The 12,442-nt window shown below is 70.8% G+C and carries 14 protein-coding genes; 10 read left to right on the top strand and 4 right to left on the bottom strand.

Annotated elements, in window-relative coordinates; translation table 11 throughout:
• Positions 1-37 precede the first annotated feature (37 nt).
• Together OG892_RS19835 and OG892_RS19830 are read right to left on the bottom strand one after the other, a co-directional pair.
• Positions 38-1,018 carry a transporter gene (locus tag OG892_RS19835; RefSeq protein WP_371629862.1) on the bottom strand — a complete coding sequence of 327 codons (981 nt, stop codon included), beginning with the start codon at positions 1,016-1,018 and terminating at the stop codon, positions 38-40.
• A complete protein-coding gene (locus tag OG892_RS19830) occupies positions 1,015-1,974 on the bottom strand; it encodes an ABC transporter ATP-binding protein (RefSeq protein WP_371629861.1) in 960 nt (319 codons plus the stop codon). The genes OG892_RS19835 and OG892_RS19830 overlap by 4 nt, the downstream gene beginning before the upstream one ends.
• 226 nt (positions 1,975-2,200) lie before the next feature.
• Between OG892_RS19830 and OG892_RS19825 the strand changes: the two genes are divergently transcribed.
• On the top strand, positions 2,201-3,463 hold the full coding sequence (locus tag OG892_RS19825) for a sensor histidine kinase (protein ID WP_371631658.1): 1,263 nt from the start codon (positions 2,201-2,203) through the stop codon (positions 3,461-3,463).
• Entirely contained in the window at positions 3,460-4,152 is a 693-nt protein-coding gene (locus OG892_RS19820; RefSeq protein ID WP_371629860.1) for a response regulator, read from the top strand. Before OG892_RS19825 ends, OG892_RS19820 begins: the two co-directional genes overlap by 4 nt.
• A gap of 83 nt (positions 4,153-4,235) precedes the next feature.
• Here OG892_RS19820 and OG892_RS19815 read toward each other — a convergent pair whose 3' ends face one another.
• Positions 4,236-4,970: a DUF5324 family protein gene (locus tag OG892_RS19815; protein WP_073733719.1), complete on the bottom strand. Its 735-nt coding sequence runs from the start codon at positions 4,968-4,970 to the stop codon at positions 4,236-4,238.
• A gap of 351 nt (positions 4,971-5,321) precedes the next feature.
• Between OG892_RS19815 and OG892_RS19810 the strand changes: the two genes are divergently transcribed.
• Both OG892_RS19810 and OG892_RS19805 read left to right on the top strand, forming a co-directional pair.
• Positions 5,322-5,849, top strand: coding sequence for a peptidylprolyl isomerase (locus OG892_RS19810; protein ID WP_371629859.1), 528 nt, complete (start codon positions 5,322-5,324; stop codon positions 5,847-5,849).
• Between the two features lie 159 nt (positions 5,850-6,008).
• Entirely contained in the window at positions 6,009-6,908 is a 900-nt protein-coding gene (locus OG892_RS19805; protein ID WP_073733720.1) for a rhomboid family intramembrane serine protease, read from the top strand.
• A gap of 298 nt (positions 6,909-7,206) precedes the next feature.
• Here OG892_RS19805 and crgA read toward each other — a convergent pair whose 3' ends face one another.
• A complete protein-coding gene (crgA, locus tag OG892_RS19800; RefSeq protein ID WP_073733268.1) occupies positions 7,207-7,461 on the bottom strand; it encodes a cell division protein CrgA in 255 nt (84 codons plus the stop codon).
• A 142-nt stretch (positions 7,462-7,603) separates the two neighbouring features.
• On the opposite strand from crgA, the gene OG892_RS19795 reads away from it, so the two are divergent.
• From OG892_RS19795 to OG892_RS19770, 6 genes are all read left to right on the top strand, one after another.
• A complete protein-coding gene (locus OG892_RS19795) occupies positions 7,604-8,371 on the top strand; it encodes a DUF881 domain-containing protein (RefSeq protein WP_073733269.1) in 768 nt (255 codons plus the stop codon).
• A 24-nt stretch (positions 8,372-8,395) separates the two neighbouring features.
• On the top strand, positions 8,396-9,115 hold the full coding sequence (locus tag OG892_RS19790) for a class E sortase (RefSeq protein WP_371629858.1): 720 nt from the start codon (positions 8,396-8,398) through the stop codon (positions 9,113-9,115).
• A 221-nt stretch (positions 9,116-9,336) separates the two neighbouring features.
• A complete protein-coding gene (locus OG892_RS19785; RefSeq protein ID WP_073733271.1) occupies positions 9,337-9,519 on the top strand; it encodes a hypothetical protein in 183 nt (60 codons plus the stop codon).
• Positions 9,516-10,154 (top strand): aminodeoxychorismate/anthranilate synthase component II, encoded by a 639-nt coding sequence (locus tag OG892_RS19780; RefSeq protein ID WP_073733272.1) that lies wholly within the window; start codon positions 9,516-9,518, stop codon positions 10,152-10,154. The genes OG892_RS19785 and OG892_RS19780 overlap by 4 nt, the downstream gene beginning before the upstream one ends.
• Entirely contained in the window at positions 10,151-11,611 is a 1,461-nt protein-coding gene (locus OG892_RS19775; protein WP_371629857.1) for a class E sortase, read from the top strand. The genes OG892_RS19780 and OG892_RS19775 overlap by 4 nt, the downstream gene beginning before the upstream one ends.
• A 34-nt stretch (positions 11,612-11,645) precedes the next feature.
• Complete coding sequence (locus OG892_RS19770; RefSeq protein WP_073733274.1) at positions 11,646-12,374, top strand: class E sortase; 729 nt, start codon at positions 11,646-11,648, stop codon at positions 12,372-12,374.
• Positions 12,375-12,442 lie beyond the last annotated feature (68 nt).

The following is a 12,442-nucleotide window of genomic DNA, read 5'->3' as shown; positions in this document are numbered from 1 at the left end:
AGTGCAGTGCCAGTGCCCGTACCCGTGTCCGTGCCCGTCAGCTCAGCCGGCGGCGGGTCCACCGGACGCACAGCGCACCGAGGGCGACGGCGAGGCCGAGGAAGATGCCGGTCTCCGCCCATTGCAGGGTCCAGAAGCTGTCGGCGGCCTGATAGGTGACGCGTTGCCGGTAGCCGGCACCGGCGAGGGCGTCGACGCAGGCCTTGATCGAGTCGCAGTCGGCGTATGCGGGTGGCAGGGCGTGGGAGGGGTGGCCGGTGGCGTCGAGGGTCTGCTCCGCGACGGTCCAGGTGCCGGGCCTGCCGATGTCGACGTGGGAGACGGAGTCGAGGAGGTAGTTCGCCATCCGGTCATGGGTGAACGGGACCGTGACGGTGGTGGCGGGGGCCAGGTGCGCCCGGATCCACAGCGGCATCGAGAGGAGGACCGCGGTGTACGTGGCGAGGGTGGCGGCCATGGCGGGGAGCGTGCGGCGGATGAGGACACCGAAGGTGACGCCCAGGACCAGCGCGAAGACGGCGTAGCCGAGCGGAACGATCCCTCGGGCGCTGAAGACCGCAGGGTCGATGCGGGGGACGAAGTTGTCGGTGTTGTCGGATCCGCCCGCGGCGACGGCCCGGTCGACGGGGCCGCTCCACCAGGTGACCGCGAGGCTGATCAGACCGCTCGCGGCCACGGTGGTGAGGCCGGTGAGGCCGAGTTTGGTCAGCAGCCAGCGGGTGCGGGTCACGCCCTGGTTCCAGGCGAGGCGGTGGGTGCCGCTCTCCAGTTCGCGGGCGACGAGCGGGGCGCCCCAGAACATGCCGATGAGGGCCGGTACGAGGAGGACGGTCACGCCGCCGACGAAGTAGAGGGCGGTGTCGGTGCCGGTGAGCTGCGACACGATGCCCCGCCCGGCGGTGGCGTGCAGGCCGGCCAGGTGGGGCCCGGTCGCGGCGAGAAGGGCGGCGAGGACGGCCAGCGCACCGGTGAACATCGTTGCCTGGGTGCGGAACTGGCGCCAGGTCAGCCAGATCATCGGCGGGTCTCCGGATCATCGATGGGGCTGGGGATGGGGCTGGAACTGGGATCTGGGGTGCCGGGTCCGGTGTCAGGAGCCGGGGCGGCTGTGGTGCGGCGGCCGATGTAGGCCAGGACGATGTCTTCGAGCGGGAGCGGTTCTGCCGTCCACCCGGGGCCGTGCGGGAGCCGCGCAGGGGCGCCGCCGCGTACGACGTACGTGCTCCGGCCATCGGCGGTACGGGACGTGCTCAGGGCGTGGTCGCCGACGGACGCCGCGGCCGGGGTGCCGGACGGGCCGGTCACGCGGTGGTGACCGGTCAGCAAGGCGTCGATCGAGGCGTTCACCTGGACGCGCGAGTCGACGAGCACGATGACGTGGTCGCAGACCCGTTCGACGTCGGAGACCAGGTGGGAGGAGAGCAGGACCGTCATCTCCCGCCCGGCGATCGCCTCCGTGACATCGTCCAGGAACTCGCGGCGGGCCAGCGGGTCCAGGGCGGCGACCGGCTCGTCGAGGACGAGGAGTTCGGGCCGTTTGGCGAGACCCAGCGTCAGGGCGAGCTGGGCGCGCTGCCCGCCGGACAGCCGGCCGGCGCGCTGGTCCGGATCGAGGCCGGTGCGGCGGATCCGGTCGCGGGCCAGCGCGGCGTCCCAGCGGGGGTTGAGCCGGGCACCGAGCGCGAGGTGGTCCGCGACGGACAGGGCGGCGTAGGTCGGGGTGTCCTGGGCGACGAAGCCCACCTTGGCGAGCTGTGCGGGGCCGGTGGCCGGTCGGCCGCCGCAGACCTCGATGGTGCCCGTGGTCGGGGCGAGCAGACCGGCGGCGAGGTTCAGCAGGGTTGATTTCCCCGCCCCGTTGGGGCCGACCAGACCGACGACGCGGCCTGCGGGAACGTCGAGGGTGCAGTCCGACAGGGCCCAGCGCCGTCGGTATCTCTTGCCCAGGCCCTGGGCTCTCAGTACGGCGGTCACGCGTCGTCCTCCCCGTCGGTGCGGGCCCCGTTGACCCGCACCGCTGGACGCTACGAGCGCGGGGCGGGCGGCCGCGTCCGGCGCCCGGACCCTTTCCGTTCCTCCGCGCGAAGGACGCCGGCCGGGGTCCTCCGCGCGATGTAGACGAGCGAAGTACGCGCGCCCGCCGGCACGGGCCGGAGGGAGGACGCGGCGGGCGAAGGAGGACTGTGACAATCGGCGGGTGATGAACGTACCGGCCGCGGACCGGCTGCGGGACGGCCTCGCGGCGCTGCTGCGGCCGACGGGCCCGATCCCCCGGCCCACCCGGCGCGACCTGGTCCTGGACGGGGCCCTCGCCCTGCTCGCCGCGGTGGCCGCGGTCAACTCCGGGCTGAGCGTCGGCATGGACCGCACGTACCGGATCGTCGACGGCACGGTGCGCGTGGTCGAGGGTTCCGGCAACTACGTCGGCGCGCTGGCACCGATGCTCCTGTGCTCCCTGCCGCTGGCGCTGCGCCGCCGCTACCCGCTGGCGGTGCTCTGGGCGGTGATCGCCGCAGGGCTGATGGCGCCGGGCAGCGAGGCGCGGATGATCCTCTACACGGCCCTGGTCGCGACGTACTCCGCCGTCATGCACAGCCCGTACCGGATACCCACCCTGGCGAGCGTCGCCGTCGCGCTGCTCGTCCTGAACGGGGCCAGGACCCCGGACGTACCCACCGTCCAGAACGAGTACGTCGCCCTGCTCATCGTGCTGCCGCTCGCCGTCGTCGCGGACGGCATGCGGCAGTGGCGGACGCGCGCCGGCGCACGCCAGGAACGCATGGCGGCCCTGGAGCGGGAACAGGCCGCGGAGCTGCGCCGCGCCACCGAGCGCGAGCGGGCCCGTATCGCCCGCGACCTGCACGACGTGGTCACCCACAACGTCAGCATGATGGTCATCCAGGCGGGCGCCGCCCGCAAGGTCATGGACGCCGAACCCGCGATGGCCCGCGAGGCGCTCCTGGCCGTGGAGTCCGCCGGCCGCTCCGCGATGGCGGAACTGCGGCACACGATGGGGCTGCTCACCATGAACGCGCGGGACGACCCCGCCGCCCCCGGCGGGGAACTTGCCCCGCAGCCCGGCCCGGACCAGCTCGACGCGCTCGTCGGCCGGGTGCGGGAGACGGGGCTGAGCGTCGAGCTGACGGTGACCGGAAACCGCCGTCCGGTCCCGTCCGGCATCGGTCTCGCCGTCTACCGCGTGGTCCAGGAGGCGCTGACCAACACCACCAAGCACGCGCACGGCGCGAGCGCGCGGGTGACGCTCGCCTACGGGCCCGGGACCCTGCGCACCGAGGTCGTGGACACCGGCGGCACACCGGGACCCGGCGCGGTGCGGGGCGGAGGCCACGGGCTGCTGGGACTGCGGGAGAGAATCGCGGTCTACGGCGGCACCCTCGACGCCGGACCGACCCCCGACGGCGGGTACCGCCTCGCCGCCGTGATCCCTCTGGAGCCGTCGTGACCAGTCACCCACCGCGCGTGGTGGTCGTCGACGACCAGGCGCTCGTGCGCACCGGATTCCGCATGATCCTGATGGCCGAGGGCATCGACGTGGTCGCGGAGGCGGCCAACGGCACCGAGGCCGTGGACGCCGTGTTCCGTACCCGCCCCGATGTCGTCCTGATGGACATCCGGATGCCCGAGCTCGACGGACTGGAGGCCGCGCGCCGCATCCTGCGCGACTTCCCGGACGAGGCCGCCGTACCCCGCGTGATCATGCTGACCACCTTCGACCTCGACGAGCTCGTCTACGAGGCGCTGTCGGCCGGGGCCAGCGGCTTCCTCCTCAAGGACGTCACCCCGGAACACCTCGTCGCCGCCGTCCGGCTCGTACGGACCGGCGACGCGCTCCTCGCTCCGGCCATCACCCGCCGCCTCGTCGAACGCCACGCCCGCCGGGCACCAGAGGCGGAGCACGCCGCACCGCATCCCGGCCTGGCCGCCCTGACCCCGCGCGAACTGGACGTCCTGCACCTGCTCGCCCAGGGACTGAGCAACACCGAACTCGCCGCCCGCCTCCACCTCTCCGAGACCACCGTGAAGACCCACGTCTCCCGCATCCTCGGCAAGCTCCAGCTGCGCGACCGGGTCCAGGCGGTGGTCCTCGCCTACGAGACCGGGCTGGTCAAGGCGGGGGCGGGGGACGGCTGACGGGCGCCGGAAGACCCTGAGGTCTTCCGGCGCCCGTCAGTCGTTCTGCTTCTGCTACCGCTTAGCCGCAGTTCAGGGGCGCGTCAGGGGCGGTCGTCCAGGTCCGTGCCGTCCACGGCGTCCGGTCCGTCCAGTCCGTCCGCCTCAGCGTCGGCCTGCTTGGCCTGGACGTCGGGGTCGAGGACCGTCGAGCCGCTTCCGTCGACCGAGGTCAGCGGGGCACGGTCGTCGACCTCGGTGGGGGCAGGCGGCTCGACCAGCCAGTCGGGGTTGGCCTGCTTGTCCCACCAGCGCCAGACGACGTAGGCGCCGCCCGCGAGCACAGAGACCACGGCCAGCCCCTTGAACGTCCGGCCCGCCCTGGCCCGCCGCTCGTGCTTGCGGGTCAGCTTCCTGATCTCCTTCGCCGTGACCTGCCCGCGCAGAGCGGCCAGTGCTGCGGCGCTGCGGGCGCCGGCCTCCTGGGCGACCGGCTGGGCCGCGGCCATCGCGTGCTCGACGCGGGGCACGGTGTAGTCCGCGGCGCTCCGGGCCGCCTGACGGGTGCGGACCGCGGCGCGCTGCGCGGCCTCGTCGACCTTGGGGGGCACATGCGTAAGGGCGAGTTCGATACGTGGTGCGAGGTGCGCGCCGTACTGGACGCGGGCCTGCTGAGCTGCCTTCGAAACCTTCGGCGCGAGCAGCGTGCGGGCTTCGTGCGCGTAGTGAACGGCCTGTTCCCTGGCCGTGTCGGCGTAGGGGGCCGCTACTTCCGCGGCGTGCTGCACGCTGTCCCTCGCCGAGTCGGTTGCGGCGCGCACGCTGTCGATGCGGGTCACGGGATCCTCCTCCTTGATGGCGGGTTGGTACTCCGCCTGTCCACCCAATTCGAGATCATGCCTACTCGGGGCCTCTGCGGCACGCGGGGCGGGCATCCGGGTTATTCAGGTCATGAGGGACACCCTCGGGCAATGAGGTGCAAGGGGAGCCTGCCGACGACAATGCCACGGTTCGGCCCGGCACGCGCCGGTTCGTCACGCACTTGGCCGCATTCGTTTCGCCGGAGGCCGTGGCGGAACACCCGTGCGGCGTGCCCAGGAGGCCCGTGCGGCGTCGCCGGGACGGGCGACGCGGGGTGTGGTCCGTGCGAGGATCGGTGGACGTCAGAGCAGACTTACGGAAGGCAGATCGTGGCCGAGCAGCTTTACGCCACCTTGAAGACCAATCAGGGCGACATCGAGATCCGGCTTCTGCCGAACCACGCGCCCAAGACGGTCAAGAACTTCGTCGAGCTCGCCACCGGTGAGCGCGAGTGGACCCACCCCGCGACCGGGACGAAGTCCACGGACCGGCTGTACGACGGCACCGTCTTCCACCGCGTCATCAGCGGCTTCATGATCCAGGGCGGCGACCCGCTGGGCAACGGCACGGGCGGCCCTGGGTACGAGTTCGGTGACGAGTTCCACCCCGATCTGGCGTTCACCAAGCCGTACCTGCTGGCCATGGCGAACGCCGGCCCGGGGACCAACGGCTCGCAGTTCTTCGTGACGGTGTCGCCGACCGCCTGGCTGACCGGGAAGCACACCATCTTCGGTGAGGTCGTGGACCCGGCGAGCCAGAAGGTCATCGAGACCATCGCGGCCGCCCCGACCAGCACGCGCACCGACCGCCCCGTGCAGGACGTGGTCATCGAGTCGGTCGTCGTCGAGAAGCGCTGAGCGCGGAGCGCCGAAAGTAGCCGGCCGCTCACTCTCTGATCCGTTCGGGAACCAACTGCCCCGCCCGTCCGTACTTGATGACAGAACGGACGTGCGGGGCCGCTCGGTGTGCCCCGCCGCGATGACGAGGACCGAGGGGACCGGGAAGTGATGGGACCGATGGACCAGCAGCCGCCGGGCGAGCAGAACGCGTCCGCTCCCGTGGACGGTCCGGTCACCTGTTACCGCCACCCGGGCCGGGAGGCGGGGGTCCGCTGCACCCGCTGCGACCGCCCGATCTGCCCGGACTGCATGGTCAGCGCCTCGGTCGGCTTCCAGTGCCCGGACTGCGTCCGGCAGGGATCCGGTACGGGACACAGCCCGGCCGCGAATCGGCCGCGCACGATCGCCGGCGGCTCGGTCGCGGCGGACCCCCGCCTGATCACCAAGATCCTGCTCGGGATCAACGTCGCGGTGTTCGTCGCGGTGCTCGCCAACAGCGCGCTGGTCAACGATCTGGTGCTGCTGGGCCGCGCCAACTTCTCCTACGGCGGTCCGCTCGAGGGGATCGCGGAGGGCCAGTGGTACCGGCTGGTCACGTCGATGTTCCTGCACCAGGAGGTGTGGCACATCGCGTTCAACATGCTGGGGCTGTGGTGGCTCGGCGGTCCGCTGGAGGCGGCGCTCGGCCGCGCCCGTTTCCTCGTTCTCTACATGCTCTCGGGGCTGGCGGGCAGTGCCCTGACCTACTGGCTCGCCGCGCCGAACCAGCCCTCGCTGGGTGCCTCCGGCGCCATCTTCGGTCTGCTGGGCGCCACCGCGGTGCTCATGCGCCGGCTCAACTACGACATGCGCCCGGTCTTCGCGCTCCTCGCGATCAACCTGATCATCACCTTCAACCCCTGGGGCGGAATCGCCTGGCAGGCGCATGTCGGCGGACTGGTCGCGGGCACCCTGATCGCGATCGGCATGGTGCACGCTCCGCGCGAGCGGCGGAATCTGGTGCAGTACGGCACCTGTGCCGTGGCCCTGGTCGTGGTGATCCTGATCGTGGTCCTCAGAACCGCCTCACTGACGTAGAAAGTGCGCCGTCAGCTCGATACGGACCGTTTGTGATCGAAGTTGTCCACAGTGTGTACCTGATCTTGTGCATTCAGTGGGTACAACTGCGCCCCTTGCCGCTCAGCCGGGTTTTTCCAGCAGGGACAAGGGGCGTACCGTCCGGGTGAGGGGCGGCTGCGGTCACACCGGCGTCAACGGCCAAGGAGTTATCCACAGATCGTCTGACCTTTTCCCCCGCCTGTGGATAACGCTGTGGGTAACTCAGGGCAAGGGTTGCGGAACCGGGGTCCGCTGTGGTGCTACGTGCTCGGCGGAGCTACTTCCACTGGGTGGAGACGCCGAAGCCGCCGGCGATGAAGCCGAAGCCGACGACGATGTTCCAGTTCCCCAGTGCATCGATCGGCAGGTCGCCGTCGGTCACGTAGAAAACGACGATCCAGGCCAGACCGACCAGGAAGAGCGCCAGCATGACCGGCGCCACCCAACTGCGGTTGGTCAGCTTTATGGCCGTTGCCTGCTTCGCCGGAGGGGGCGTGAAATCGGCCTTCTTGCGGATACGTGACTTCGGCACGAGGAACTCTCCTGTCGATGCGCTGCGTTACCGCGCAGGGAACTGTTGGCTGACGCCGGGCGTGGCGCGAGGGGGAAATCCTGCCTCCCCCGGGCGTCCGTTAGCGTAGTGCTTCCGTGGCGCCGAAGGAGATAAGGGTACGTTGAGCAATTCTGCCGACTCTCCCCCAGGGCCGGTCCGGCGCTCCCTCCGGAACCCGGTCAGAGTGCTCACCGCTGCCGTTTTCGCCCTGGCCGGCCTGATCTTCGTCACCAGCGCGAACACGGCCAAGGGCACCGACATCCGCACGGACTCCTCGCTGCTGAAGCTCTCCGACCTCATCCAGCAGCGCAGCGACAAGAACGCCGGCCTGGAGGAATCCGCCGCGGCCGTGCGCGGGGACATCGACGCCCTGGCCCAGCGCGACGACGGCAGCACCAAGGCGGAGGACGCCCGGCTCAAGGCGCTGGAGCGGTCGGCCGGCACCGCGAAGCTCTCCGGCCGGGCCGTTTCCGTCACCCTCGACGACGCCCCGCCGAACGCCACCGCCAACCCCGGCTACCCCGATCCGCAACCCAACGACCTGGTCATCCACCAGCAGGACCTGCAAGCGGTCGTCAACGCCCTGTGGCAGGGCGGGGCCGGCGGCATCGAGGTCATGGACCAGCGGCTGATCTCCACCAGCGCGGTGCGCTGCGTCGGCAACACCCTGATCCTCCAGGGCCGGGTCTACTCACCGCCGTACAAGATCACGGCCGTGGGTGACCCCGGAAAGCTCAAGGAGGCGCTGAACGCCTCCCCGTCGATCCAGAACTACCTGCTGTACGTGAAGGCGTACGGGCTCGGCTGGAAAGTCGATGAGCGCCAGGCGGTGACTCTTCCCGGCTACTCGGGCACAGTGGATCTCCACTATGCGGAGCCGGTGAAGTAGCGACAGCTGCGGGGAGGCCGACCGGTGTCGGTGCGACTGATCGTCAGGACGTTCAGTGAACTGTGCATCACGATCGGTGCCCTGATCGTCCTCTTTGTGGTGTACGTGCTGTTCTGGACCGGGGTGAAGGCCGCCGGTGCGACCGAGGGACAGATCGACGACCTGCAACGCCAGTGGGCGCAGGGGACGATCTCCGCCCCCGCACCCGCCCCGTCTGCATCGGCGGCGGCATCTGCACCGGGCGCACCGAAGACCCCGGCCCCGAAGGCGTACCGCGACGGGAAGCCCTTCGCGATGCTCTACATACCGCGCTTCGGAAAGGGCTGGGACTGGCCCATCCTGGAGAACACCGAGGTGAAGACCTTGCAGAAGGGGCTGGGGCACTACCGCGGTACCGCCCGTCCCGGAGCCACCGGCAACTTCGCGGTGGCCGGCCACCGCCGCACGTACGGCGACCCCTTCAAGGACTTCCCGAAGCTGCGCCCGGGGGACCCGGTGCTGGTGACGGACGGGACGACGTGGTTCACGTACCGCATCGACAAGAAGCCCTACCGCACCGTGCCGAGCGATATCGGCGTCATCGACCCCGTCCCGCGCAAGTCCGGCTTCGACGGGCCCGGCCGCTATCTGACGCTGACCACCTGCGACCCGGAATGGGGCAGCAGCCACCGGCTGATCGCCTGGGCGCACCTGGACGCGACCCAGCCCGTCACCGACGGAAGGCCCGCAGCTTTCCACAGCTGACCCACGGCCCCGCTCCCGCCCTTAGAGCCTGTCCGGCGGATCAGGGCCGGGGCGCGGTGCCTGGCACGGCACCTCGCCGCGTTGCCGGAACGTCCGAATCGCTCCGCGATGAAGACGCTCCGGCGCCTTGCGATGCACCGCACCAGGCACCGCGCCCTTTCCGGCCCTGATCCGCCGGACAGGCTCTACTCTGGTCCCGTATCGAATACGGAGGGGTCAGCATGTACGGCTGGATCTGGCGTCATCTGCCGGGCAACGTGTGGGTGCGCGGGTTCATCTCACTCGTGCTCGCCCTGGCGGTTGTCTACGTGCTGTTCCAGTACGTCTTCCCGTGGGCGGAGCCGCTGCTTCCGTTCGGCGACGTGACGGTCGACGGCGCGGCCGCGACGGGGGCCGGCCGATGAGCGCCCGCATCCTGGTCGTCGACAACTACGACAGCTTCGTCTTCAACCTCGTCCAGTACCTCTACCAGCTCGGTGCCGAGTGCGAGGTGCTGCGCAACGACGAGGTGACCACGGCCCACGCCCAGGACGGCTTCGACGGCGTCCTGCTCTCGCCGGGCCCCGGCACCCCCGAGCACGCGGGCGTCTGCGTCGACATGGTGCGGCACTGCGCGAAGACCGGCGTCCCGGTCTTCGGGGTCTGTCTGGGGATGCAGTCGATGGCGGTGGCGTACGGCGGTGTCGTGGACCGCGCCCCCGAGCTGCTGCACGGCAAGACGTCGGCGGTGATCCATGAGGGCAAGGGCGTGTTCGCCGGTCTGCCCTCGCCCTTCACCGCGACCCGCTACCACTCGCTCGCCGCGGAGCCGGACACGGTTCCCGAGGAGCTGGAGGTCACCGCGCGCACGGCCGACGGCATCATCATGGGGCTGCGGCACCGGGAGCTGGCGGTCGAGGGAGTGCAGTTCCATCCGGAGTCGGTGCTCACCGAGCACGGTCATCTGATGCTGGCGAACTGGCTGGCGCAGTGCGGTGACGCCGGAGCCGTCGAGAGGTCGGCGGGGCTCGCGCCGGTGGTGGGCAAGGCCGTCGCGTGACCCCACCGCGCCACGGTCGCGACGCCGGTCGGGCCGGCCCGCACGAAGAGGGGACGGACCGGGCCGCGGGCGCGTTCGAGGCGGCGGTCGGCCAGCTGGCGGACCCGCTGAACGACCCGTTGCCCGGGGAGCACGCCTCCCCCTGGTTCCGGGCGGAGCAACCCCCGGCGGGCGCGGCCGGTCCGGACGGCGGTCCGGGGGCCCCCGGTACACCGTCGCCGCAGGCGCCACACGGGCCGCAGGCGGCTCAGGAACCCCCGCGTGAGTGGTACGACCCCGAGGGATACGAACGGGACTGGTACGGCCACCAGGAGCCCGCCCCGGCTGCCCCGTCCGCCCCCGCTGCCTCGGCCGTGGTGCCACCCGCCCACGACGAGACGGTCGCACTGCGGACGTCGGACACCCGGCGAATAGCGCCTGGCTCGCAGCCGCAGCCGCAGCCGCAGCCGCAGCCGCAGCCGCAGTCGCAGTCGCAGTCGCAGTCGCAGTCGCAGTACCGTCCGGAGCCGGAACGCGGGCCGGCGGCCGAGGACGCCACGGAAGTCATGTCGGTGGTCCCGGCTGCGGGGCGCGTGGACGCCGCGGACGACACGGATGCCCCGAACTCCCCGGACTCCCCGGAAGGGGAGCCGGACAGTACCGGCGGCCGGGCCGAGCGGCGGCGTGCGGCCAAGGGCCGCGGCCGCAGGCGCGGCGACCAGCGTCCGGGGCCGACGTCCGAGCCCGCCGCCCCCGCGAAGCCGATGTCGCGCGTCGAGGCGCGACGGGCCGCGCGGGCGGCCAAGGACAGCCCGGCCGTCGTGGTCAGCCGAGTGGTGGGTGAGCTGTTCATCTCGCTGGGCGTGCTGATGCTGCTGTTCGTCACGTACCAGCTGTGGTGGACCAATGTGCGCGCCGACCAGATCGCCGGCAACGAGACGCACAAGATCCAGGACGACTGGGCCAGCGGAAAGCGTGCCCCCGGTGTGTTCGAAGCCGGTCAGGGCTTCGCCATCATCCACATCCCGAAGCTGGACGTGGTCACGCCGATCGCCGAGGGCACCAGCAAGGACAAGGTCCTGGACCGCGGAATGGTCGGCCACTACGGCGAGAAGCCGCTGCGCACGGCGATGCCCTCTGACAAGCAGGGCAACTTCGCGCTGGCCGGACACCGCAACACCCACGGTGAGCCGTTCCGCTACATCAACCGGCTGAAGCCCGGTGACCCGATCGTGGTCGAGACGCAGGACGCGTACTACACCTACGAGATGACGAGTGTGCTGCCCCAGACCTCGCCGTCCAATGTGTCGGTGATCGGCCCGGTGCCGCCGCAGTCGGGGTTCACCAAGCCCGGCCGGTACATCACACTGACGACCTGTACGCCCGAATTCACGAGTACGTACCGAATGATCGTCTGGGGCAAGATGGTCGACGAACGGCCGCGCAGCAAGGGAAAGCCCGACGTGCTCGTGGACTGAACGGGCCGAACATCATCAGAACAGGGACGGTGCGGTGGCAGCGAGGACCGAGGACCAAGAGCAGATCGGCGAGTCCGCACCCCCGGTGCGGCGCACGCGCCGCCATCCCGTGGCGACCGCGGTCAGCGTCTTCGGTGAACTCCTGATCACCGCAGGCCTGGTGCTCGGGCTCTTCGTCGTCTACTCCCTCTGGTGGACCAACGTGCTCGCCGACCGCGAGGCCACCAAGCAGGGCCACACCGTCCGCGACCGCTGGGCCGACGGCCCCGGGGCGCTGGACACCAAGGACGGCATCGGCTTCCTGCACGTCCCGTCGATGAAGAACGGCGAGGTGCTCGTCAAGAAGGGCACCGACACCGAGAACCTCAACGACGGCATCGCCGGCTACTACACCGACCCGGTGAAGTCGGCGCTCCCCTCGGCCGAGAAGGGCAACTTCGCCCTGGCCGCCCACCGGGACGGTCACGGGGCGAAGTTCCACAACATCGACAAGGTGCGGACCGGGGACGCGGTCGTCTTCGAGACCAAGGACACCTGGTACATCTACAAGGTCTTCAAGGAGCTTCCGGAGACGTCGAAGTACAACGTCGACGTCCTCCAGGAGGTCCCGAAGGGCTCGGGCAGGAAGAAGCCCGGCCGCTACATCACGCTGACGACCTGCACGCCCGTCTTCACGTCGAAGTACCGCTACATCGTGTGGGGCGAGCTGGTCCGTACGGAGAAGGTCGACCGCGACCGTACGAAGCCGGCTGAGCTGCGCTGAGCCGAGCTGAGCTGCGCTGAGCCGAGCTGAGCCGAGCTGAGAACCGACAAGCACCGACAAGCACGGGG

This window comes from Streptomyces sp. NBC_00341 (genome assembly GCF_041435055.1).
Lineage (GTDB): Bacteria > Actinomycetota > Actinomycetes > Streptomycetales > Streptomycetaceae > Streptomyces.
The sequence above is the reverse complement of the archived record's forward strand: the minus strand, read 5'-3'. Positions and strand labels throughout refer to the sequence as shown.